The 22,914-nt window shown below is 34.1% G+C and carries 19 protein-coding genes and 1 tRNA gene; 6 read left to right on the top strand and 14 right to left on the bottom strand.

The features are described 5' to 3' along the window. Nucleotides 1-302: 302 nt before the first annotated feature. Genes K7G79_RS11735 through K7G79_RS11725 form a run of 3 tightly spaced genes read right to left on the bottom strand, consistent with a single transcriptional unit; the run spans nt 303 to nt 2,335 of the window. On the bottom strand, nt 303-479 hold the full coding sequence (locus tag K7G79_RS11735; protein ID WP_223551774.1) for a hypothetical protein: 177 nt from the start codon (nt 477-479) through the stop codon (nt 303-305). Between the two features lie 24 nt (nt 480-503). Next, nucleotides 504-1,838, bottom strand: a complete 1,335-nt coding sequence (locus tag K7G79_RS11730; protein WP_223551773.1) for an MATE family efflux transporter — start codon at nt 1,836-1,838, stop codon at nt 504-506. Further along, nucleotides 1,823-2,335, bottom strand: coding sequence for a GNAT family N-acetyltransferase (locus tag K7G79_RS11725; RefSeq protein WP_223551772.1), 513 nt, complete (start codon nt 2,333-2,335; stop codon nt 1,823-1,825). Before K7G79_RS11725 ends, K7G79_RS11730 begins: the two co-directional genes overlap by 16 nt. 87 nt (nt 2,336-2,422) lie before the next feature. Between K7G79_RS11725 and K7G79_RS11720 the strand changes: the two genes are divergently transcribed. Further along, entirely contained in the window at nt 2,423-3,217 is a 795-nt protein-coding gene (locus tag K7G79_RS11720; protein WP_223551771.1) for a universal stress protein, read from the top strand. Nucleotides 3,218-3,412: 195 nt separating this feature from the next. Here K7G79_RS11720 and K7G79_RS11715 read toward each other — a convergent pair whose 3' ends face one another. From K7G79_RS11715 to K7G79_RS11705, 3 genes are all read right to left on the bottom strand, one after another. After that, the gene (locus K7G79_RS11715) at nt 3,413-3,670 is read right to left on the bottom strand and encodes a DDE-type integrase/transposase/recombinase (protein ID WP_223551770.1); all 258 of its coding nucleotides are present in this window, start codon (nt 3,668-3,670) and stop codon (nt 3,413-3,415) included. Between the two features lie 278 nt (nt 3,671-3,948). Further along, the gene (locus K7G79_RS11710; RefSeq protein WP_223551769.1) at nt 3,949-4,314 is read right to left on the bottom strand and encodes a transposase; all 366 of its coding nucleotides are present in this window, start codon (nt 4,312-4,314) and stop codon (nt 3,949-3,951) included. Between the two features lie 229 nt (nt 4,315-4,543). Next, nucleotides 4,544-5,359: a hypothetical protein gene (locus tag K7G79_RS11705; protein ID WP_223551768.1), complete on the bottom strand. Its 816-nt coding sequence runs from the start codon at nt 5,357-5,359 to the stop codon at nt 4,544-4,546. Nucleotides 5,360-5,694: 335 nt separating this feature from the next. On the opposite strand from K7G79_RS11705, the gene K7G79_RS11700 reads away from it, so the two are divergent. Then, a tRNA-Ala gene (locus K7G79_RS11700) sits at nt 5,695-5,768 on the top strand. Nucleotides 5,769-5,895: 127 nt separating this feature from the next. Here the strand turns inward: K7G79_RS11700 and K7G79_RS11695 are convergent. The 4 genes from K7G79_RS11695 to K7G79_RS11680 all read right to left on the bottom strand — a co-directional run bounded on the left by K7G79_RS11695 (nt 5,896) and on the right by K7G79_RS11680 (nt 14,332). Further along, nucleotides 5,896-6,735, bottom strand: a complete 840-nt coding sequence (locus K7G79_RS11695; protein WP_223551778.1) for a S9 family peptidase — start codon at nt 6,733-6,735, stop codon at nt 5,896-5,898. Between the two features lie 2 nt (nt 6,736-6,737). Next, a complete protein-coding gene (locus tag K7G79_RS11690) occupies nt 6,738-9,503 on the bottom strand; it encodes a PD-(D/E)XK nuclease family protein (RefSeq protein WP_223551767.1) in 2,766 nt (921 codons plus the stop codon). Nucleotides 9,504-9,575: 72 nt separating this feature from the next. Further along, a complete protein-coding gene (locus K7G79_RS11685) occupies nt 9,576-10,952 on the bottom strand; it encodes an OmpA family protein (RefSeq protein ID WP_223551766.1) in 1,377 nt (458 codons plus the stop codon). 242 nt (nt 10,953-11,194) lie between these two features. Further along, on the bottom strand, nt 11,195-14,332 hold the full coding sequence (locus K7G79_RS11680) for an exodeoxyribonuclease V subunit beta (protein WP_223551765.1): 3,138 nt from the start codon (nt 14,330-14,332) through the stop codon (nt 11,195-11,197). A 124-nt stretch (nt 14,333-14,456) separates the two neighbouring features. Here K7G79_RS11680 and K7G79_RS11675 point away from each other — a divergent pair, with 124 nt between their 5' ends. Then, complete coding sequence (locus tag K7G79_RS11675) at nt 14,457-15,065, top strand: superoxide dismutase (RefSeq protein ID WP_223551764.1); 609 nt, start codon at nt 14,457-14,459, stop codon at nt 15,063-15,065. 819 nt (nt 15,066-15,884) lie between these two features. On the opposite strand, the gene K7G79_RS11670 is transcribed toward K7G79_RS11675, so the two are convergent. From K7G79_RS11670 to purN, 4 genes are all read right to left on the bottom strand, one after another. Then, on the bottom strand, nt 15,885-17,783 hold the full coding sequence (locus K7G79_RS11670) for an amidophosphoribosyltransferase (RefSeq protein ID WP_223551763.1): 1,899 nt from the start codon (nt 17,781-17,783) through the stop codon (nt 15,885-15,887). A gap of 64 nt (nt 17,784-17,847) precedes the next feature. Beyond that, nucleotides 17,848-18,789, bottom strand: a complete 942-nt coding sequence (locus K7G79_RS11665) for a PfkB family carbohydrate kinase (RefSeq protein WP_223551762.1) — start codon at nt 18,787-18,789, stop codon at nt 17,848-17,850. A 168-nt stretch (nt 18,790-18,957) separates the two neighbouring features. Next, nucleotides 18,958-19,599, bottom strand: coding sequence for a viroplasmin family protein (locus K7G79_RS11660; RefSeq protein WP_223551761.1), 642 nt, complete (start codon nt 19,597-19,599; stop codon nt 18,958-18,960). A gap of 87 nt (nt 19,600-19,686) precedes the next feature. Continuing rightward, on the bottom strand, nt 19,687-20,280 hold the full coding sequence (gene purN / locus K7G79_RS11655; protein ID WP_223551760.1) for a phosphoribosylglycinamide formyltransferase: 594 nt from the start codon (nt 20,278-20,280) through the stop codon (nt 19,687-19,689). 185 nt (nt 20,281-20,465) lie between these two features. Here purN and K7G79_RS11650 point away from each other — a divergent pair, with 185 nt between their 5' ends. The 3 genes from K7G79_RS11650 (at nt 20,466) to rnc (ending at nt 22,799) form a co-directional block, all read left to right on the top strand. Beyond that, complete coding sequence (locus K7G79_RS11650) at nt 20,466-20,699, top strand: acyl carrier protein (protein WP_008269813.1); 234 nt, start codon at nt 20,466-20,468, stop codon at nt 20,697-20,699. A 12-nt stretch (nt 20,700-20,711) separates the two neighbouring features. Further along, nucleotides 20,712-21,962 carry a beta-ketoacyl-ACP synthase II gene (fabF, locus tag K7G79_RS11645; protein WP_223551759.1) on the top strand — a complete coding sequence of 417 codons (1,251 nt, stop codon included), beginning with the start codon at nt 20,712-20,714 and terminating at the stop codon, nt 21,960-21,962. A 96-nt stretch (nt 21,963-22,058) separates the two neighbouring features. Next, nucleotides 22,059-22,799 carry a ribonuclease III gene (gene rnc / locus K7G79_RS11640; protein WP_223551758.1) on the top strand — a complete coding sequence of 247 codons (741 nt, stop codon included), beginning with the start codon at nt 22,059-22,061 and terminating at the stop codon, nt 22,797-22,799. Nucleotides 22,800-22,914: the final 115 nt, after the last annotated feature.

Raw genomic sequence — 22,914 nt, 5'->3', positions numbered from 1 at the left:
GACACCATCTTCAATAATCTCATATGTAGAATGGTTGAGGCTAAAGCTATAAATCAATCAAAATTGGTAGGTAACTAAATGCTGACCTCTATAAATTAAAATTCATTTCTATTGTTTGGCCATAAGCCCTTGGATTCATTCAATATAAATCAAACCAAAGGTGAAGCGTAGTAAGGTTTTATTTTTTGAAAACAAAAAACCTACTTTCGTTTTCTTCGGTTTACGACGTAAACAATAATTAAAACCAAAGCCAGTAAAAGAAATAAACCGTTTCCGCTTAAAAAGGACATGATATCCATAAATTATTCTTTGTTAATTCGCTTTTTGTTATATCTGTATAAAGCATAGGCAAATATGACCAATACCACAAAAGGCAACATAGAGCCAATAAACACCCCTATTTCATAATTTTTGTCTGGTGCATTTTTAATTTTCTCTTCAATATTTACCTGCTGAATTAGGGTTAATAGTATTGACATAACCTTATTATTTATGATACAAAGTTAAGGGTTTTGTGAAAGTGGTATAAACGTTTTCCTAAATTTTATGATTAGAGGGACTCCTCGCGCAATAATCCATAGCATAATGGCAACGAAAATAGCGTAGAGTTTATAATCTAAATTATGGAGAAAGAACAATACGGGTAGAAATACAATAAAGGTAGAAAACAATAATACATTTCGTAAATATTTCATTTTACCAAGTCCTTTAAAGATGCCATCAAAAATAAAAGCCAATGTACAGAAGGGTTGCATGAGTAGTACCAACCAAAAAATATTGTAAAATGCCGTTAAAACAGCAGGGTCTTTGGTGAAAATTTTCCCGATAGGATAATAAATTAAAGCTCCAATACACCCTAAACCAATGCCAACAATAACACCATATTTAATAAGCTTGTTGCTTAGTGCTATAAGCATTTTATATGCTTTTGCACCAAATAATTTTCCCGATAGAATATTACCAGCACTAGCATACCCATCTATAATAAACGCTCCCAAAAACCATAGGTTTATAGCAATGGTATAGGCAGCAATATATTCTGCACCGTAACTGGTGGCAAAGGCACTGGCATAATAAAGGGTAACGTTTAGGGCTATGGTCCTAACAAACAGATTAAGAATCATTAAAACAAACCGCTTTATTTCATGATGAAAAGGAAACCTTGGTATTAAGGGAATATGGGTTTTTTTTAACAAGTAGTAAGTGGCAACTACTGCCATAACCAGTTGGGCTATTACACTGGCATAGGCAGCACCTTTAATGTTCATGGCGGGGATATAACCATCTATGCCATATACCAAAATAACATCCAATACAATATTGGTAACTGTTCCAATAAGGGCAATAACCATGGGGTAATAAGTGTTTTGCAAGCCACGGAAAGCGCCAAAAACGGCAAAGGTAAATAAGGTAAACGGAAACCCGAGCACACGTATTTTATAATATACTACCGAATATTCCAAAATTAAATGGGATGCATTGTAAAGTTTAAAAATCCCTCTTGCAAAAGGGTATGTTGTAGCAATTATAATCAAACTTAAAGAAGTAACAATAAAAATGGCTTGCGCAGGGAGGTTTTTAATCTGCTCTAATTTGTTAGCTCCAACATATTGTGACACAATGGAAGAGATTGCACTTCGTGTTTGCCCCAAGACCCAAATAAGCATGGAGATAAAGGTGGTTACAATACCCACAGCAGCGAGAGACGCTGTAGCATTAACACTTATGTTACCAACAATAGCGGCATCGGTAAGTGATAAAATGGGTTCGGACACTCCAGATATTAAAGCTGGAATGGCCAGTTTATTAATGTATTTAAAGTTTATGTTAGTATCCACAAGACCAATTCGTAACAATAGAATGGAAATTCACTTTGTTTAGGAAAGTAAATGTCCCCTATTTTTTTATAGCTACGAAGTTCGTAAAATTTTAAGTTTCTGTGGTTTTGTGAAAACGTGTCTAATCTTATGGATGCATAGTTATTTTTTATGGCATAGGCTTCGGCATACTTCATAAGTTGTTGTGCATAACCTTTGCCCTGATGGTTGGGATGGATTGCTAAGCGGTGAATATAGATGTTTTTTTTATTTTCTGTTAACCATAAAACAGGTATGTATTCTTTGTCCATAAATGTTGAAATGGTAATGCATCCAATAACGGTATTTTCAATTTCCAGCACATATAATTCGCCCCGTTGAACATCTTTAACAAAAGCAGGTTTATTGGGATAGTTGTCATTCCATTGAAATATATGTTTGGCAATCATGTTTAAAGCACAGGCTTTTGTTATCAATAAGATATTATCTATATCTTTAACGGTTCCCTTGCGAATCATTTTAATTTATACTTTTGCATTACAGTTTACCAAATTAGGCTTTTTAAATGATTTTTGGTGAATAATTTAAAACACTAAATAAACAAAATGAAAAACATTTTAGTTCCTGTTGGCTCTTCTAAAAATGCATTAAGCCATTTACAATATGCTGTAGATTTTGCCAAGATTTTTGGCGCAAAACTTTTTGTGGTACAAGTATATAATGTATATACCAAAGCGGGTACAATGATTAAGGTGGATCATATTATAGAACGTGAAAGTTTAGAGTTTTTAAATACTTTGGTATCGAAAATCGAGACCAAAGGTGTTGAGGTTATTGTTAAAACCTTGAAAGGAAAATTAATCGATACTTTGGAGTTGGCTTGTAAGGCTGCAGAAGTTGATTTAGTTTTAATTGAACCCAGGACTAATTCTATTAGAGATGAAGTGTTTTTAGGCAAAACTTCGGGAAAGATTATAAAGCAAATGCAAGTTCCGGCACTTATTGTTCCAGAGGGTTATAGCTTTTCACAACCTTCCAATATTTTAATGGCTATTAAATCGGCTATTATTAAAAAAGAAGGCGTGCTTAATCCTTTAAAGGATATTAAAACACGTTTTAATGCAGTAGTAGATTTACTATTGGTAAAAACACCATATTATAAGGAAGGAGATTTTAACGTAAATGATGATTTAAAATCGCTAGTGAACAATATTACTAAAACTGAAAATGCGACCACATTTCATGGGGTATTACGTCATTACGAATCACACAACCCCGATATGTTATGTGTGGTAAGACGAAAACGCGGATTTTTTACAAAAAAATGGGAAAAGAACACCATTCTTAAGAAAGCCTTTCACAGTACCATCCCTGTTTTGGTGTTAAGCGGGATGAAATAATTTCTTCTAGGGGTGGGTTCTTTAGTTTTTAAACTGTTAAACCTCTTTTTGTAGCTGTGCGATATGCGTAATTTTTTTCTTTTGTTAAGTTTTTCGGTTGTAAGTTTGTCTAAAATTTTAGTTTAAAGGGTTCTGAATACCGTCTGGTGAATTTGTCATTTTTGCACATAATGTTTAAAATTATGTAGCCTTTATTCAGGACGGGTCAGCCCTTACACAACCTGAGAGTTCCAAACTATCACTAAGGTCGTAGCCTACAATTTTACGAGAATACGCATCGGTAATAAGAGCCAGGTAGCAAAAGCCTCTTACTGTTCTAATGTATGTTATATCGCTTACCCAAACTTGGTTAGGTTTTGTGACTTCTACATCTTTAATGATGTTCTTGTACTTATAAAACCTATGCAATGAATTGGTTGTTCTAGAGCTATATTTCTTTCTAAGTGTAAGCATATTGTGTTTTCTAAGGATGTTGAACAGGGTATCCCTACCGGCTTTAAGGTTTGCTTTAGTGAATTCCTCATCTAAAGCTTTAGCAAGTTTACGAACGCCTTCTCTGGGAAGGGATCTGCGTCTTTTTTGTACTATTTGAATAATCTGTTGTTCCAGTTTTAATCGCTTATCGGCTCTATGTTTATACTTATAATAAGCATCACGTTTAAGGCCGAAACATTTACAAACAGTAGTTAAGGAAGCAAATCCCTTGGTTTTTTCCTTAGCTTTAATTAGGGCTATATATTTAGCTTTTTTTTTAGATCGGTTACGGATTTATATCCCAGTTGTTCCGCAGCCACTTCCAGGTATGAATCCAGTACTAAGGCGTCCAGATCCTTTTTAAGCAGCAGTTGCTTTAACTGTTTGATTTCCTTTTGGAGTTCTTTGATTCGTGTTATTTCGTCTTTGGTTTCCACTTTTATTCTGGTGTTCATCAGGTTTTTACGGTTGTACTTCCTGATCCATTCGTTAATGGTGGTAGGGTTTATTCCGTAGAGTTTGCCCAATTGGTTCTTGTTTAGTTTTCCTGTGGTAAGTTCGTCTAAAATTTTCAGTTTAAAGGGTTCTGAATACCGTCTGATTACTTTGTCATTTTTATACATAATGTTTAAAATTATGTAGCCTTTATTCAGGACGGGTCAATATTATGCACAACGTGTTCGTGTGATGGCTAGTTGCGTTGGCTAGCTTAAAGATACTAAACTATCACGAACCAGAGGAAAATCCGTAGGATTTTCCGAGTACACAATGCACGAGCAATTAGTTATACACGTTGTTGGCATTTCGTTGTTTATATTCAGACTTTAAGTTTTTGTTGGCATTCGTTAATATCTATGATGCTTTTGAGTTTTTGGAGATCCCAAGAGCTCCAATTCCGAGTGCAATAATTTGAATTAAATAAGGAAATGTATACATCACTGAGTATAATGAGCCAAATGCTGTGCCCCATATTCCAGCTCTTTCATAGCTTAGGTTACTATTGATGTAATTGCTAATTGAAAAGGCTATTATCAAGGCAACTAAACTAAGCACGCTTACGATTACGATTTTTATCTGGGGTAGATTTTCTACATTTTTCAATTTGAAAAGAATAATGCCAATAGTGATTATGAGTAATAGAAAATAACCTTTGAAGGCGTAGTTACTGATTTTAATCTGTAATGTCTTATGCAATTGATCTTTGTCTTTAGCTTCTGAAATTGTTGGTATGATTTCATTACCATCCATGTCCCAGAACCTGTGATAAGAATTGTTAACCCCATATCCTATTTCCTCCTTAATGTTACCATTTTCGTAATAATAAGTTTTAATATTATTCTCATAATCATAATGTGATATTTTTTGTCCAACGCTATTATATTTAGTTTGACCGGTAGTCTCCCATCTATTCCCTATAAGTGTCTTATAAGCTACCAGTTTACCTGTAACCTGCCCCTCTTTATTAGTTAAGAGGTCCCATTCAGTTACTCTTGATGTATCCTTAATACCATCATTATAATATGTAATATAACCAGCAAGCCCATGAGAAACTGTTGAAAGATTAACTCCCGTAAAAGGCACATCAGATCCAATTTTATACAGCAACTTTCCTTTTATTTCAGTTTGCTCTGTTTCTAATGTATCCGAGTATTGATCGACTTGACCCAATAATTGAGTGGGAAGAGCTAGAAGGATTATTATGAGATATTTCATATGAGTTTTAGCGGTCTAATGAATGCCAACGTAGGGATATGTTTACTGGTGTATATACCCCTACTATATATACACCAAAAGGTGTGTTTATTTAATATATTTTAAAGATAAGTCCTACAATTCATTTATCATAATTATTTAATGCCCAATTTGTAACAAAAAATAAATGATGGTGGGTTTTTGGTGGTGGGTTTTTGCATTAAAATGCATACATTTGCATGGTTTTGAAAGTAAATGCACTTTTATTAAAATAAGTCTAAACACTTGCAAACACTGTAAATACAGTCATTGGGGATGTAGCTCAGTTGGCTAGAGCGCTTGACTGGCAGTCAAGAGGTCGTCGGTTCGAGCCCGATCTTCTCCACTAATCCACCGCATTTGCGGTGGATTTTTGTTTTGTTTCGCGCGAGAAGCCTGTCCTGAGCAGAGCCGAAGGGAGCCCAATCTTCTCCACAGCAATAGAAAAGCTTTCGAGGAATTGAAGGTCTTTTTTATTTTAAAAAGTTAATGATTTTATAGGTTGCAGTTAGCAACAAAGTGGACATTTTCTTTTCCAACCATGGATGATGAGCCCCAAAAACATGATTGGCTCCCTCAACAATATGTAATTCACTATTGTTGTTCCATTTATGGAGCTGGTAAGCTTCATCGATAAGCACACTGGTGTCGGCATTACCATGAACAATTAAATATGGAATTTTTAAATGTGAAACAGCTCGTTTAATGTTTAATCGTTCTTTATTTGCTATAAAATCTTCATAAAACTGATAGTAATGGGGCATTTGTTGTTTTGTGCGTCCGTTTAATACATATTTTACGCCCTCGGTTTTCCATTGTTCCAAATCGCCTATGGTAGCCGTTCGCTTTCCAAAATCGCAAACACCAGCGAGACTTACTACTTTTTGTATACGGGAATCTTCCTCGGCTTTTATAGTCACAATACCGCCTCCCCGACTGTGCCCGATTAAGCCAATGTTTTCTAAATCACCTATGGGTTTGATGGGGTCATTATTAAAACACCAATCAATTACGGTTTCTAGGTCGTCCAGTTCTTTAGTATAATTATTTTTGCCGAAAGCATCCAAATCGGGGAAATCTATAGGTTGTTCTACTGTGCCGCCATTGTGTGAGAAATTGAATTTTATAAAACAAAAACCCGCTTCGGCAAATGCATTGGCCATTAAATCCCAAGCGCCCCAATCCTTAAACCCTTTATAGCCATGACAAAATATGACTATAGGTTTTGGTGAGTTGTCTTCAGTATAAAAAACATCGACCAATATCGGTTTGTTATGTTTGCCTTCAATAATTATGTTTTTTTGGATGGTCATCATTAAACTTCTTTTTCAACAAAATCAATAGTCGGATTACAGATTTCAACAATCAGTTTTTTAAGTTCAGTTTCAAAATGGGAGAGGGTTTCTTGAGTAATTAAAGCCTCTTTTCTAGCTCCATAACCTGCTTTATCTTTTTTTGTAAACTTAATAAATCCTGAATTTAAGTTCTTAAACGATATAATTCCAGCTTCTATTGGTAATTTTATATGGTTAGATTGTGACATCATATAGGAATAGGTAAGTACTTGGAAGCTCTTACTGTATTTAGTATAGTCTGTAGTAAGATCTTCCCAATCGACAATTTCTACCTGATTTTGCTGAACGTTTCCCGTTTTATAATCTATAAGCCTAACCATACCATTGTATTCATCTACTCTATCAACTTTGCCAGTTAGGTTAATGGGAAATCCTAACTCTGGAATATTAATGGGGACTACATTATTGACCTCAATAGCTAAAATCTTTATGGTATTTCCAGCTTCCAGTTGTTTTAATTCCAAGTCTAAAAAATTCGCAACATAACGTTTGGCAATTTCAAAGATGATTAAGTTTTTGCCCTTGGTAATATCACCAGCTTTATATTCCTTCTTAAAATGAAGTGTAACTGTTTTGGAAATATTGGATTTATGAGCTTTGATGATTTCAGGTGTTAGAAATTGTCCCTCTAATGGCTTATAAAACGCTTCCAAAGTATTGTGTACTACCGTTCCCAAAGTGTTTGCTGCAACGGTTTCTTCAACGTCTTCGAGCTCTTTTATACCAAGTACTTTTTCATAATAGAAGTCTATTGGATTTCTTATGTAATTTGTTAGCGATGATGGTGAAAATCCTTTTTCTGCAATAGATTTTAAAGTAGTTATAACATCGCTGGTTTTTTGTATGCTATTCGGCAAAGATTTAATTATTGGTACCTCTGGAGCAATAATATTATGATTGATGTTGTGAATGTTTTCTATTTCCAATTGGGTAATAAAACGACTTTTTTCGCCGCCGACCAGCACATCAGCTTCGGTGTTGTACAAGATGTAAACATTCTTTGCACGCTGTAACAGTCTATAAAAGTGATAGGTGTAAACGGCATCCTTCTCTTTAAAGGTGGGTAGATTGTTTTCCAATTTAACATCGAAGGGAATAAATGAGTTGTTGGATTTACCTGCTGGTAATAGGCCTTCATTTACAGATGAAATAATAACCGTTTCAAAATCCAATACCCGTGATTCCAGCATACCCATAATTTGCAAGCCCTGTAATGGTTCTCCTTGAAAATCTAAAGTTTCAGAAGCTAAAATTTCTTTATAGACCCCATATAAGGCTGAAACATCTTTAATGTGGTGATATGTTGTATTAAGCCTAGAAAGTTCATTAAATAGGGTGTTAAAACGGAATAGATATTCTAAAGCAAGGAGGTTTGATGATTTGTTTTTGTCTAGGTGTGTTTTTAATAATAGAATTAAAGCGGTGCAGTTTTCAATTACTTGTTCAATGGATGTGTCCCAATCCAAGAAAAGAATATCCAATAACTCATGACACTCTGTAACCATCTCCTTTAATTTTGTAAGAGTAACATATACCAAATTAGTATTGTTAATGGTATTAATGATGCTCAAGGCATGATCTACACCTTCAACTATAAACAAAGGCCTAATAAATTGGTGGGATAGTATTTTAATAAGATCCTTAAAATAAAATGTTTTGGAATCCTTTTTATGGATTTCTAATAAGGTTTGAAATAAAGAGGCTAAAGGAACGGACTTTAATGGCAATCCCATAGTAATGTTTAATGCACCAATATTTTTAGGTAAAGAATTTAACACTGGAATTAATAGGTTTTCATCTCCTAAAACAATGGCTGTATTTTGAAAAGAAGGATTTTCTTCTTGGAGATCCTTAAGAATGTTGCCAATATATTTGGCCTGGCCAACTTGTTTTGGAATGCCATATATGGATATGTTCTTTGGTTTACTATAATGGCTGGTTATCCAGTTAAAGGGTTGATGTGAAAAGTAATTCCATTTCGTTTTATGTTGCCTTGTAAAAAATCCTGCATCGTGTATCCTGTTTTCAATAAAAGTGGCGTCTATGTCCCAATAGATTTGAGCTAAATTATGTTCCAGTAATTCTTCAATTATTTTTTTTTCTGCTGTGTTAAGTGCATTAAATCCTAAAAACACATGGCTTTTGTTTCCATTATTTTGAATGTATGCATTTAGATTTTCAACAGCTTTGCGATACATCAATCCTTGATATCCTGAATTTTCATCTAACATAGATTGAGTAAAATCGTTGTAATAACTATTGAGTTTATTCCAAAAAGACAGGTATTTTTTGATGAAATCGGTTTGAGGTGTTTCTAAAGACCAATGTTGATGCTCAACTTCTTTAATAGCACTTAAGTAGTTGAATATTTTTTCCTGCGGAATTAAATAACGATCAATTTCGTTAAAATCCTGTAATAAAAGCTGTCCCCATTTAGTGAAAGATTCAAACGACTCTAAGTCTTCTTTTGGCGTTAATTGTTTATAGCTATTATAAAACAGAAAAAGAAGTTCTGTGTTTGGGATTTTTTTTAATGCTGATAAGTCTTCTACAAATTCTTCTATACTCAATATTATTGGAGAAAATATAGGTCGATTAATAAATTTGTGGAGTTGATGTTTTAAAAAAAGCCCTGCTCTTTTACTTGGTAAGATAAAAGTGGTTTCGGTGAGATTTGTTTGTTTTTCTTTTAAGTCTGTTAAAACATCAAAAATAAATGTCCTCATTATATAAAAATAAAAAACGCTTCGGATTTCCGAAGCGTTTTTCTACTTATTTTATTTTGCTTTAGCTATTAATTATTTAGCTAAATTAATTTCAACACGTCTGTTATTAGCTCTACCAGCTCTAGTTTTGTTTGTATCGATTGGTTTAGACTCTCCGTAACCAAGTGCAGATAATCTAAATTCATCTATACCATTTTTAACTAAGTAATCTTTTACAGAAAGGGCTCTGGCTTCAGATAAAGACTGGTTAAGTTTCTCGCTACCAGTACTATCTGTATGGCCTTCAACTGTAAATTTAGCTGTTGGGTATTCATTAAGGATACCGATAATGTCTTTTAATACAGTTTCAGATTGTGATTTGATAGAAGATTTACCAAGGTCGAATAAAATGGTTTTAGCGTACTCATTCAATGTTTTTTGAATTTCAGCAGTAACTTCAGGACAACCATTATTAGCTACAGTACCTTTTACGTCTGGACACTTATCGTCTTTGTCTAATACACCATCACCATCGGTATCTGGCCATGGGCAACCTTTGTTAGCAGCAGGACCAGCAGTGTTAGGACAAGCATCGTCACCATCGGTTACACCATCACCATCAGCATCTGGACATCCAGCTAAAGCTTTTAAACCAGCAACAGAAGGACAATTGTCATCTTTGTCAGCAACACCATCGCCATCAGAATCTGGGCAACCATTAAATTCAGCAGCACCAGCTTCGTTAGGACAATCGTCTTTAGAATCTTCAATACCATCACCGTCAGAATCTGGACAACCATTGAAAGCTTCTAGACCAGCAACATCTGGACAAGCATCATCCTTATCGTAGATGCCATCACCGTCTGTGTCTGTTCCTCCAAATTTAATAGCGATACCAGCAGTATGTTGGAAATGGGTTTGTAAATAGTCTTCAAAAGCATGTTTGTATGCAGACTGGATAGTAAAACCAACATTTTCACTAAACCATAGATTGAAACCTAAAGTACCGTTTAAAGTACCAGCACCAATTTCGTCAACCCAAGTGTAACCACCACCTACACCTATATAAGGCTCAAAAGTGTTCCAATCAAAGGCTTGACCTAGACTATATTTAATAGTTCCGTCAACGGCATAGTAAGATAAATCATCTACAGACATAGCGTCTCCGTTAGCATCTTCTCCCCAATTTTCAATTTTATTTATTGAACCAGCAACTCCAAAAGAAAAGCCGTCTGATAAATATTTAGAAACTGAAATTGTAGATAGGGACGGTAAGATGTTGTAGTTGTCTACATCAAAGTACTTACTAAAAATAGTCTCACTAAAAGGAGCACCATCTCCAGATGGGTAAGCGTCTACTGCGTTTGCACCAATATTAATTTGCCATGGGTTGTTTTTGTCTTGCGCATCTACGTTGCTATACCCAAGTACAAGCAACATTGCGAATAACAATCTGCTAAGATTTTTCATATTCAAAAGTTTAATTTTTAAGTGTTAATCGTAAACAAAAGTAAGTTGTTAATATTTATTAACAAAGACAAATATATAAAAATATTAAAGATTCGATTAATCCATAATGATTATAAATTTAACTTATATACTATATAAATACGATTAAATACAATAATCAGATGTTGTAATTGTATAAAAAACAAATTTTTTTTGTGCAAAAAAGCTTTCATAAAAGATGTAATAAAGTAGGTTATTGAGTTTTATACCTGTTCAATAGAAATGTTTTTATTTATATAAACCAAAAACTTACCCATAACGCTATACCCCATGCTTTCTAACAGATCTTGATAAAGTTGTAATTGCTGCTTGTGCAATTTGTCCGATGTCCCAGTCTTATAATCAATAATTACAGCTTCGTTGTTAGAGTTTATTACGACACGATCTGGCCTAAGAACAATATTTTGATTGGTAATAATATCTTGTTCATTATAAATGGTTTGATTCTCACCGTAATAGGTGCTTAATATGGGATGTTGTACTATATTTAAAACGTTTGTTTTTAAGGATTTAGCTTGTTGGTTGTTTATAATTCCTTGATAGGTATAGTTTTCAATTATAATATCAATATCATCTTTTGTAAGTATTTGGGACATTATTTCGTGTACTAAATTTCCTTTTTCTATTGCTTTTTCTTGATGTGTATCCCATAAAAGACCTGATTTTGTAACAATTTTTATGTTATGGTCTTTTTTGTTTGTTGAAATAAATTCTAAAGCAGCTTTGGGTCGTTTTGGTAATATACTCTTTTTGTGTTCTCTTACAGGATTTCCAAAGCTATATGTTAATTGGGAGTTTTTCCATACATTAAGGTGCTGTAAATAATTGATAAACATACCTGAGTATTTTTTATTCTTACTTTCTTCATTTAAAGCACTATCATTTTTGGAAATGATATAGAGCTGTTCTTTAGCACGTGTTAAAGCCACATACAAAAGGTTTATATTGTCTAACTCCTGTTCTGCTTTGTGTTTATTGTATATGGCCTTACCAGTATTGCCATATTGCTCAAAATCCTTATTAAAATTAAGTAGGGCGTGGGTAAAGCCAAAGTATTTTTCTGGATTTAAGGGAAACCATTCTTGTGGGTCTCGTTCCAAATAAAGGTTTAAATCGGCATAAGGAAAAATTACTACGGGAAACTCTAAGCCTTTAGATTTATGAATGGTCATTATCTGTATGGCATTAGTTTCTTTAGGAGAGACCACGGAAAGGGTTTCCTTCTTTTTATTGAAGTAATCTAAAAATAACTGTAAATCGGAGCCATATTTTTGAGAAAACTCCAAAACCAAATCGAGATAAAATTGTATATAGGCATTGGAATGTGGTATTAATTTAAATTCCCTAACAATAGCTTCAACCAAATCATATAGCGGAAGCTGTAATAATTCATTAAAATTTATAGATACACCATAAACTTCTATACTTTTAAAGAATTTTGAAAGTGAAAGGTTTATATGTTTTGTAAAAAAGGTATGCTTATCATCTTCATTAAATAAACAGGCCAAATGATTTAAAACGGCAACTTTTACTATGTAGTCTTGAGGTTGTGTTAAAAGTGCCAACACATTATTTATAAAAATAACTTCAGCCGAACTGGAAAGCATTAATCCATCTTCAGAAATGACATCTATATCATCCTGAACCGATAAAAATAACGCCAAGTTCTTTTCGTCCTTTTTGAAGCGTGTTAAAATGCAAATATCTTTAAGTTGATACCCATTTTGTAAACAGTGCTTAATGGTTTGTGAAGTCTTATTAGCATATAATTCGTTTTTATCATCTTCTTTTTCAATGTTTAAAAATGATAATTCCACATACCCTATGTCTTTTTTAGTAGGGTTTTGGTGAGAGTTTACATATAGGTTTTTATAATTATTGTTGCTAAAAACGGAGTTTGATAAAAACTTGAAAAATCCATTGTTAAAAACAATTATTTCTTTTGAGCTACGATAATTAGATTCAAGATTATTAACGTCTTGTTTTATCTGAAATGGTTGAGAATTTTCAGTAAATAAGTCTATGAATTGTTCTGCCTTTCCGCCGCGCCATCTATAAATAGCTTGTTTGGCATCACCAACAATCATGGCGCTTCCATTTTCAGACGACAATGAATTGTCCAAAAGAGGAATTAAATTTTCCCATTGCATTATTGAGGTGTCCTGAAATTCATCAATAAAATAATGCTTTAACTTCTCTCCTAATCGTTCATAAATAAAAGGGGTAGGCTGGTCTTTAATCTGGGCGCTTACCACACTGTTAAATTCAGAAATTAATAACTTGTTCTGTTCCGCTTTAAGTTTTTCTAATTCTTTGTTGATGACGTTTAACACCGATAAAGGTGTTATGTTTTTATAAAAAGCTATTAGAAATTTAAGTTGAAAGACATCTCGTTTGGTGTCGTAAAATGTATTTACCAATTGAGATTGAATATCGTCTATAATAACAGCAACAGCATTGGCAACACGTTTTGGGTATAAGGTCTTACTGTCTAGATCTTCTTGCCATTTAGCATTAAAATTAATATCGAAATTTTTATTTTTAAGATTATTAAAATGTTTGGGAAGATAACTTGAAGAAAAATCATTGTATTCTAAACCTGCTTCAGAGATTAGGGTTAAAGTTGCATTTGATTTTTGCACAATTTGCTCCTCTAAGCCTTTTATTGAATTAATTAAATGTTTCTTAAGAACTTTAAAGTCGGACAAGCTTTTATTAGATAAGTTTTTAACCAACATTGCGTCATTTTCGTTAAATAAGAGCTTTCCAATTTTATTAAAATCGTAAGCAATATCCCAGCTTTTATCATCATCAGCCTTTTCAATGGCAAAATCTACCAATACCTTTGTAAGATCTTTATCGTTTCCTGCACCATTAATTAAACTGTTTACAGCTTCATTTAAAAGAGACTCTTGATCCAGTTCCACTTCAAAATTTAAAGGCAATTTCAAGTCATATGCAAAGGTCCGTATTAATCTATGTGTAAAACCATCAATAGTTGAAATGTTAAAAGCAGCATAATTGTGTACAATAGTGTTTAATAATTTTTGTGATTTTATATGAAGTTGTTCCGGATCTAATCCCAATTCACAGCAAACCGCATGAAACATGTCATTGGGGCTTTTAATAATACTCTTATTGGAAAATTGTTTGAGTGTATCTATAATACGCTCTTTCATTTCAGCTACGGCTTTATTGGTAAAGGTTATGGCCAGTATGTTTTTAAAAAGAAATAAATCCTTGGAGCCAAATAGTATTTTTAAATATTCTTTTACAAGTGTAAAAGTTTTGCCACTACCGGCAGAGGCATTATAAACTTTAAAAGAGGTGTTTTTTTGCATTCATTAAATTTAATTAAAGATAAAAACTATTAATGGTTGGATAACAATTTATTATTTTTAATTGACCTGTTTTATGTGTAATTTTGAAATAAATTAAATACTAATATTTTAAAACAAAAAAATTATGGCTTTTGAATTACCGGAATTAGGATATGCATATGATGCTTTAGAACCACATATAGATGCCCGAACAATGGAAATACACCACTCAAAGCATCATGCAGGATATACCAACAACTTGAACAATGCTATTGCAGGAACAGACTTAGAAGGAAAATCTATTGAAGATATACTTGCTAATTTGGATATGGGTAATGCTGCAGTAAGAAATAATGGAGGTGGATTTTACAACCATTCTTTATTTTGGACAGTAATGAACCCCGAAGGTAAGGGCTATCTTTCGGGAGAGTTAAAAGATGCTATTGAAGCAGCTTTTGGTTCTAAAGAAGGTTTCATGGATGTCTTTTCCAAGGCTGCAGCAACTCGTTTTGGTTCAGGTTGGGCATGGTTGTGTGTGCATAAAGGTGGTAAGGTAGATGTGTGCTCTTCACCAAACCAAGATAACCCGCTTATGCCAGGTGTCGGTTGTGGAGGAACACCTATTTTAGGTATAGATGTATGGGAACATGCATATTATTTAAACTACCAAAACCGTCGCCCAGATTATATTAAAGCGTTTTTTAATGTGATTAATTGGAATGAAGTGGAAAGACGCTATGCTGAAGCAAAGTAAGCAGCGAACCAATTTTTCCAATGAGGAAATTGGGTAAGTCGTTTAACCTGAGCGGAGCCGAAGGATCTAAACAAAAAAGGAGGCCGTCTGAAAAGTCAAGACAGCCTCCTTTTTTATTCAGGTATCGAAGGGTTTTTTCTAATCTACAATTCTTAAGAACCTGAAAAAACTTTTCAGGGCCTATTTTTTGACTTTCTTCCTGGAGATTAAAATGAAAAAGGTGAACTTTCGTTCACCTTTTTGCCCCAAATCTACCATAAACTTAACCTACTTATGTTATGGTGATGACAAATTTACATCATAACAACAGTTTAATAAAATAATTTAGGTAAACTACTAATATATTGGCTTAATGGGGTTTAGGGTTTTAAACACCTTATAACAGATCAATTTAGATAAATGTATTTATGAATAAATTAAAGCATAAAAAAAGGTGAACGAAAGTTCACCTTTTTAGCCCCAAATCTACCATAAACTTAACCTACTTATGTTATGGTGAATCGAATATATAGGAGTCTTTTGCTACCAAGAAATATTTTAGTTGAAATACAAATATATCGGCTTAAAAGAATATGGGTTAAAAGAAGTTGATTAGGAAGAATTGAATAAAATATTTTAGGAAAAATGCATAAAAAAAGGCGAACGAGTGTTCACCTTTTTTTGCCCCAAATCTACCATGAACTTAACCTACTTATGTTATGGTGATACCAAAGTAAATCTAAAAAATAGAAATTGCTCATTTTCTAGATGAACGGCATTTTTTTTAGTTTAAATGTTGTTTTTTATGGATTAAATGCCAACTTAGAAAAAATCATTAAATTAATAAGCACGTTCTTTATTGCCTTCATAAAAGTTGATAAAAGCGCGATTCACAACCCTATTTCCACCAACGGTCGGGTAGTTACCTGTAAAATACCAATCACCTAAGTGGTTTGGACAGGCTTTATGTAGATTTTCAACAGGTTGGAATATTATTTTTATCTCTGCTTTTACGCTTTTATCGCTTAAAAGTTCAGCTGCTTTGTCAGATATTTCTTGATCAGTAAACGGATCGTAAATTTCTTTTACAAAATTCTTTACATTTTTATCTGCCAAGTCAGTTTGTTCTAAACACTTTTGATAAACTTCTTCTACAATGTGGTATTTGTTCCTGTCTTTTAAAAGTGCCAATGCGGCCCTAAAGGCTATTAAGGTTTCTAGATTGGCCATATCAATACCATAACAATCCGGATAACGTATTTGAGGAGCCGATGAAACAATTACAATTTTTTTAGGGTTTAACCTATCTAGCATTTTAATGATACTCTTTTTTAAAGTTGTACCGCGAACAATGCTATCGTCGATAATGACCAAATTATCATTGGGTTTAATAACCCCATAGGTAACATCATAAACGTGAGCTACCAAATCATCCCTACTACTGTCTTCAGTGATAAAGGTTCTTAATTTAACGTCTTTTATGGCTATTTTCTCAACTCTCGTTCTTTCTGATAGTATTTCAGTAACCTTTTGCGCTGATAAAGAACGTTGCCCACTTAAAATAGCTGCTGTTTTCTTCTTGTTTATAAAGGCCTCAGCAGTTTCAATCATTCCAAAAAAGGAGGTCTCAGCTGTGTTGGGAATATATGAAAATACAGTATTTTTTGTATCTTCATCAATAGCTTCCAAAACTTTGGGCATTAATAATTTACCCAGCATTTTTCGTTCTTGGTAAATTTCAGCATCACTTCCACGGGAAAAATAAATACGCTCAAAAGAACATGATTTTCTTTCTAGTGGTTCGAGTATTTTTTTAATCGATACTTTTCCTGACTTTTTGATGATAATGGCATGTCCAGGATCTAATTCTTTAACCTCTTCAAACGGAACATTAAAAACGGTTTGTATTACTGGCCGTTCTGATGCTACAACAACCACTTCATCATCTTGGTAATGATAGGTAGGTCTAATGCCTGCGGGATCTCTTAACACAAATGAATCACCATGACCAATAAGCCCGGCCATGGCATAGCCACCATCCCAATTTTTAGCTGCTCGCTTTAATATTTTAGAGACTTTTAAACGTTCGGCAATAAGCGGTGAAGCCTCTCTTTTGTTATAACCTTCTTTTTTAAGGTCTTTATATATTTTGCTAACAGCATCATCTAAAAAATGACCAATCTTTTCCATAATGGTTATGGTGTCGGTATATTCTTTAGGGTGTTGTCCTAGTTCTATAAGGTTATTGAAAAGTTCTTTAACATTGGTCATGTTAAAGTTTCCGGCCATGATTAAGTTTCTGTGCATCCAATTATTTTGCCTTAAAAATGGATGCACACTTTCTACGCTGTTTTTACCAAAGGTACCATAACGCACGTGCCCTAGTAATAACTCTCCAATATAAGGAATATGTTTTTTTTGTAATGCGACGTCATCACTATATTCGGGATGGGCTCTAAATTCATTATTAACACGCTCGTTAATTTGAGCAAATATATCTTGAATGGGTTGCTGCTGTACAGAACGAACCCTGCTAATGTACCTATCGCCAGGGCTCATGTTTAATTTTATGCTTGCAAAACCAGCACCATCTTGGCCTCTGTTGTGCTGCTTTTCCATCATAAGGTACATTTTGTTTACCCCATAAAAGGCTGAGCCATATTTTTCTTTATAGTATTCCAGTGGTTTTAATAGTCTAATTACGGCTATTCCACATTCGTGTTTTAAAGCATCACTCATTTTTTGTTTTTAATTTATTCTGTCTAAACGTAAAAGTAAATATTAATTAAAAAACGCGCTTCTTTTAAGCGCGTTGGGATTCTGTTAATTCTATATCAAATTTTGTTAATTGTTTAAATTGCATTAATCGTTGGTGAACTTCGATGCTCGATAAATTAACCATACGCTCTGTTCCAAACTTTTCCACACAAAAAGAAGCTAGAGTGGAACCATATATTATGGCATTCTTCATGTTTTCAAACGAAAGATCACCTGTTTTAGCTAAATAGCCAGCAAAGCCACCAGCAAAAGTGTCACCTGCTCCTGTGGGATCGAAAACCTCTTCTAACGGAAGCGCGGGGGCATAAAACACATGCTCATCATGAAATAGTAAGGCACCATGTTCTCCTTTTTTTAGGACAACATATTTAGGGCCCATAGCATGAATCTTTCTTGCCGCTAACACTAAAGAATATTCCCCGGTTAGTTGTCTCGCTTCTTCATCATTTATGGTAATAACATCTACACGCTTAATAACGTTTAATAAATCCTCTAGAGTACTATCCATCCAAAAATTCATGGTGTCCAAAATGGACAATTTAGGCTTTTGTGTCATTTGATCCAATACGCTAGATTGTATTAATGGGTGTAAATTTCCCAACATAACTATTTCGGCGTCCTTGTAAGCGTCAGGTACTTTTGGGTCAAAATCAGCTAGTGTATTCAATTCGGTTGCCAACGTATCCCTAGAATTCATGTCATTATGGTAACGACCGCTCCAAAAAAAGGTTTTGCCATCCTTGACGATTTCAACACCAGAAAGGTCAATGTTTTTATCTGACAATAAATCTAGGTATTTTTGAGGAAAATCACCTCCAACAACAGATACTGCTGCGGGATCAACATTAAAATGGGAAGCCGCAAGACCAATAAAAGTTGCGGCACCACCAAGAATTTTATCGGTTTTTCCGAAAGGCGTTTCAATAGCATCAAAAGCCATGGTGCCAACAATTACTAATTTACCCATAAATGAGGAACGCTAATTTTTTGCAAAAGTACATTATTTTTTTTCATTTAAAAACTAGCGAAAACTCAATGAAAAAATAAATATTCGAACAAAGCGATGTCCTGAGTGAGTTGAAGGATGGCTCCTAAAGTAAAATAAATTTTGTGTTTTTTTAAACAAGTCAACAGCTTATTTTCTATCAAAATCGGCTGGAATTTCCCCCCAGGCTTTGGTTTCCCATTTTACAATAACGGTAGTATAGGTGTTATTTTTTAACCAGTCGACAGCTCTGTCTACCAACTCAAAAAGTGATTTGTTTTTATAGGTACGCTCCAATTTGGTATTACAGTTTTTCTTTTTTACCCAACTTATAGCGGTTTTAGAGTCGGTGTAAATAATTCGTTCACTATTGTTCTTTTTCAACAAAGCTAAACCGTGGACTATAGCTAAAAATTCGCCAATATTATTAGTGCCCTCTTCGAAAGGGCCCTGATGAAAAATTTGCTTTTTAGTTTTAGTGTCTACACCACGGTATTCCATTTTACCTGGGTTACCACTTGAGGCAGCATCAACAGCAATGGAATTGTAATTAGGTTGCCCAATTTTTTTTAGCTCGGTTTCAGAAAGGTCACTTTTAAAAGCTGCTTTTTTGCCAACATAATCTTTAAAATCACCTTTTAGAGCTCTTTTGGCCATATCAAACGATTCAAAAGATTTGTATACAGCTCCTTGGTAATCCTTGATTTGGGCTTTACAGTCGTCCCAAGTTTCAAAAACCCCTGTTTTGTGGCCTTTCCATACGGTATAGTATTTCTTCTTTTTTTTGGACATGAATTTTACTAATTAGCACTAATGCTTTCTGTGTTTTTGGAATTTAAAAACCTTGGTAACTAAGGTTCTCAAAGTCACCGTGACAATCTAGTTCTTTAAAAGCTCTTCGAGTGTATCACTGCCCAGCAACCCCTCAACCACCTTTGGAAAATGTTCCATTTCCAGCTCATGGATTTTGGCAGCAACATCTTCCGAGGTGTCATTTGGTAAAACGTCACATTTAGCTTGAAAAATAATGGCGCCCTCATCATAATTTTCGTTTACATAGTGTATCGTTATGCCGCTTTTGGTTTCTTTATTTGCAACTACAGCCTCATGTACGTACATACCATACATACCTTTGCCACCATATTTTGGCAATAAGGCAGGATGCACATTAATAATTTTATTAGGGAAGGCGTTTATAATAAATTCGGGCATTTTCCATAAAAAACCAGCCAAAACAATCAAATCGGGATTAGTGGTTTTTAATATATTAAGAACGTCATTGGTATTAAAAAATGCTATTCTGTTAAAGCATAATGAGCTAACGTTAAGCTGTTTAGCGCGATCCAATACTTTAGCCTGCGGATTGTTGCAAAGCACCTGAACAACAGATGCCTTATCGTTCTTTTGAAAAAAACGAATTAAATTTTCGGCATTGGTGCCACTTCCAGAGGCAAAAATGACAATACGTTTCATAAAAGCATATATAGATTAGGATTCATCGAACAAAAAAAAGAATAATAATTAACAATTAGAAAGGAAAAAGTAAATACTTAAATGTAATTTTAGTAAATTACAGACACATTTTTAATTTAAAGACGTGTTTTAAAAATAAAGTTTTTTATTTTTGCCAACTAATTAAAACTTAAAATTAAAAGATTATGTCAGACATTGCATCAAGAGTAAAAGCGATTATCGTTGACAAATTAGGTGTTGATGAGAACGAAGTAGTAACAGAAGCTAGCTTCACTAACGATTTAGGAGCAGACTCATTGGATACTGTAGAGTTAATCATGGAATTCGAAAAAGAATTTGATATTCAAATACCAGACGACCAAGCTGAAAATATCGCTACAGTTGGTCAAGCTATCTCTTATATAGAAGAAGCAAAATAAGCAAAACACTTTATGGAATTAAAGCGAGTTGTAGTCACAGGATTAGGGGCTTTAACACCAATAGGCAATACCAAAGATGAGTATTGGGAAGGTCTAGTTAGTGGGAAAAGCGGTGCTGCGCCTATAACATATTACGATACCGAAAAGTTTAAAACCAAGTTTGCTTGTGAGGTTAAAAACTTTAACGCGACCGATTTTATTGATCGAAGGGAAGCTAGACGAATGGATAAGTTTGCACAATACGCTATGGTTGCTGCAGATGAGGCCATTGGAGATGCCAAGTTAGATTTAGATAAAGTTAATAAGTTGCGTGTTGGTGTTATTTGGGGGGCAGGAATTGGTGGACTGGAAACTTTTCAGCAAGAAGTTTTAAACTATGCCGAAGGTGATGGTTCGCCAAGGTTTAACCCGTTTTTTATTCCTAAAATGATTGCAGACATAGCTCCTGCAAATATTTCAATTAAGCATGGTTTTATGGGACCTAACTATACTACGGTCTCAGCATGTGCATCTTCAGCCAACGCTATATTCGATGCTCTCAATTCCATTCGGCTGGGGCATTGTGATGTTGTAGTTACTGGTGGAAGTGAAGCAGCGGTAACTATAGCAGGCATGGGTGGTTTTAATGCTATGCATGCGCTTTCTACACGTAACGATAGTCCTGAAACTGCATCAAGACCATTTGATGCTACTAGGGATGGGTTTGTGTTGGGAGAAGGAGCTGGTGCTTTGGTTTTAGAAGAATTTGAGCACGCTAAAGCTAGAGGTGCTAAAATCTATGCAGAAATTGCAGGGGGAGGATTATCATCTGATGCCTATCATATGACTGCGCCTCATCCTGAAGGCATTGGTGTTATTGAGGTTATGAAAAACTGCTTGGAAAATGCTGGTTTAAGTCCAGAAGATGTAGACCATATTAATACCCATGGTACATCGACTCCTCTTGGTGATGTGGCCGAGCTTAAAGCGATTTCGAGTGTATTTGGAAACCACGCCAAAAACATTAATATTAATTCAACAAAATCAATGACGGGTCATTTATTGGGTGCAGCAGGAGCCATTGAGGCTATTGCTAGCATTTTGGCAATAGAGCATGGTATTGTGCCTCCTACAATAAACCATGGTACTGTAGACGAAAACATTGATCCTGAATTAAATTTGACGCTCAACAAGGCTCAAAAAAGAGATGTTAAAGTGGCTATGAGCAATACTTTTGGATTTGGCGGGCACAATGCTTGTGTTCTGTTTAAGAAAATAGATTAACCTTCGAATGAAATAAACCCTTGAATTTATTTGATATTAGTTAAAATGAAAAACGGTTTATTACATCTGACATTAAAATAAGATAGTAATTATCAGATGAGCATCATTCGTAACATATTAAATTCCCGTTATAAAGGTAACGGGAATTTTTTTATGGTGTTAACTAAAATCCTTGGGTTTAAACCTAAGCATATCAAATACTATCGTACTGCTTTTACCCATCGGTCCATGAATATTAGGGATACAAAAGGAAATGCCATTAATTATGAGCGATTGGAGTTTTTGGGCGATGCTATGCTAGGAGCGGTTATAGCATCGCATCTATATAATGAAGTTCCAAGTGGTGACGAGGGTTATCTTACTAAAATGCGTTCTAAAGTAGTTAGTAGAGAGCATTTAAATGAATTAGGAAAGGAATTTAATTTAATTGATTTAGTCGAAAGTAAAATTCCTGCAGGACAATTTGGAGATAATATTCATGGTAATTTATTTGAAGCCTTGGTAGGAGCCATATTTTTGGATAAAGGTTACAAGCACTGTGAAAACTTTATATATAAACGTATTATTACCCCTTATGTGGATATAGAAAAGTTAGAAGGAAAAGTTATAAGCTATAAAAGCCTATTAATTGAATGGTGTCAAAAGGAAAAGAAAACTTTTGGTTACAATGTTTATGAAGATACAGGGAATGATGATGTCAGGCATTTTTCCGTAAAGCTATCCATAGACAATAAGGTTGTGGCTAAAGCTAGGGCTACGTCAAAGAAAAAAGCAGAAGAAAAAGCTTCGAAACGTGCTTTTTTTGCATTTCAGAAGAGTATCTCAAAAATGATTTAAAAAGTAGTTGGCTTAAAAAATTAACTATAACGTTTTAGTATATTTAATTATTAACATTAAGCTAAACTTAAATACCATTAACGTATTAAATGCTATATTTACAGCCTATTAATGT

The organism is Aestuariivivens sp. NBU2969 (genome assembly GCF_019931125.1).
Classification (GTDB): Bacteria; Bacteroidota; Bacteroidia; order Flavobacteriales; family Flavobacteriaceae; genus Aestuariivivens; species Aestuariivivens marinum.
This window is presented reverse-complemented; position numbering and strand designations above follow the sequence as displayed.

What these genes read in the sequence shown, in the direction of transcription:
- K7G79_RS11735 (WP_223551774.1), bottom strand. Translation starts at nt 479, where the DNA reads ATGTCAATACTATTAACCCTAATTCAGCAGGTAAATATTGAAGAGAAA.
- K7G79_RS11725 (WP_223551772.1), bottom strand. Translation starts at nt 2,335, where the DNA reads ATGATTCGCAAGGGAACCGTTAAAGATATAGATAATATCTTATTGATA.
- K7G79_RS11720 (WP_223551771.1), top strand. Translation starts at nt 2,423, where the DNA reads ATGAAAAACATTTTAGTTCCTGTTGGCTCTTCTAAAAATGCATTAAGC.
- K7G79_RS11715 (WP_223551770.1), bottom strand. Translation starts at nt 3,670, where the DNA reads ATGCTTACACTTAGAAAGAAATATAGCTCTAGAACAACCAATTCATTG.
- K7G79_RS11710 (WP_223551769.1), bottom strand. Translation starts at nt 4,314, where the DNA reads ATGTATAAAAATGACAAAGTAATCAGACGGTATTCAGAACCCTTTAAA.
- K7G79_RS11695 (WP_223551778.1), bottom strand. Translation starts at nt 6,735, where the DNA reads ATGACCATCCAAAAAAACATAATTATTGAAGGCAAACATAACAAACCG.
- K7G79_RS11690 (WP_223551767.1), bottom strand. Translation starts at nt 9,503, where the DNA reads ATGAGGACATTTATTTTTGATGTTTTAACAGACTTAAAAGAAAAACAA.
- K7G79_RS11685 (WP_223551766.1), bottom strand. Translation starts at nt 10,952, where the DNA reads ATGAAAAATCTTAGCAGATTGTTATTCGCAATGTTGCTTGTACTTGGG.
- K7G79_RS11680 (WP_223551765.1), bottom strand. Translation starts at nt 14,332, where the DNA reads ATGCAAAAAAACACCTCTTTTAAAGTTTATAATGCCTCTGCCGGTAGT.
- K7G79_RS11675 (WP_223551764.1), top strand. Translation starts at nt 14,457, where the DNA reads ATGGCTTTTGAATTACCGGAATTAGGATATGCATATGATGCTTTAGAA.
- K7G79_RS11670 (WP_223551763.1), bottom strand. Translation starts at nt 17,783, where the DNA reads ATGAGTGATGCTTTAAAACACGAATGTGGAATAGCCGTAATTAGACTA.
- K7G79_RS11665 (WP_223551762.1), bottom strand. Translation starts at nt 18,789, where the DNA reads ATGGGTAAATTAGTAATTGTTGGCACCATGGCTTTTGATGCTATTGAA.
- K7G79_RS11660 (WP_223551761.1), bottom strand. Translation starts at nt 19,599, where the DNA reads ATGTCCAAAAAAAAGAAGAAATACTATACCGTATGGAAAGGCCACAAA.
- purN (WP_223551760.1), bottom strand. Translation starts at nt 20,280, where the DNA reads ATGAAACGTATTGTCATTTTTGCCTCTGGAAGTGGCACCAATGCCGAA.
- K7G79_RS11650 (WP_008269813.1), top strand. Translation starts at nt 20,466, where the DNA reads ATGTCAGACATTGCATCAAGAGTAAAAGCGATTATCGTTGACAAATTA.
- fabF (WP_223551759.1), top strand. Translation starts at nt 20,712, where the DNA reads ATGGAATTAAAGCGAGTTGTAGTCACAGGATTAGGGGCTTTAACACCA.
- rnc (WP_223551758.1), top strand. Translation starts at nt 22,059, where the DNA reads ATGAGCATCATTCGTAACATATTAAATTCCCGTTATAAAGGTAACGGG.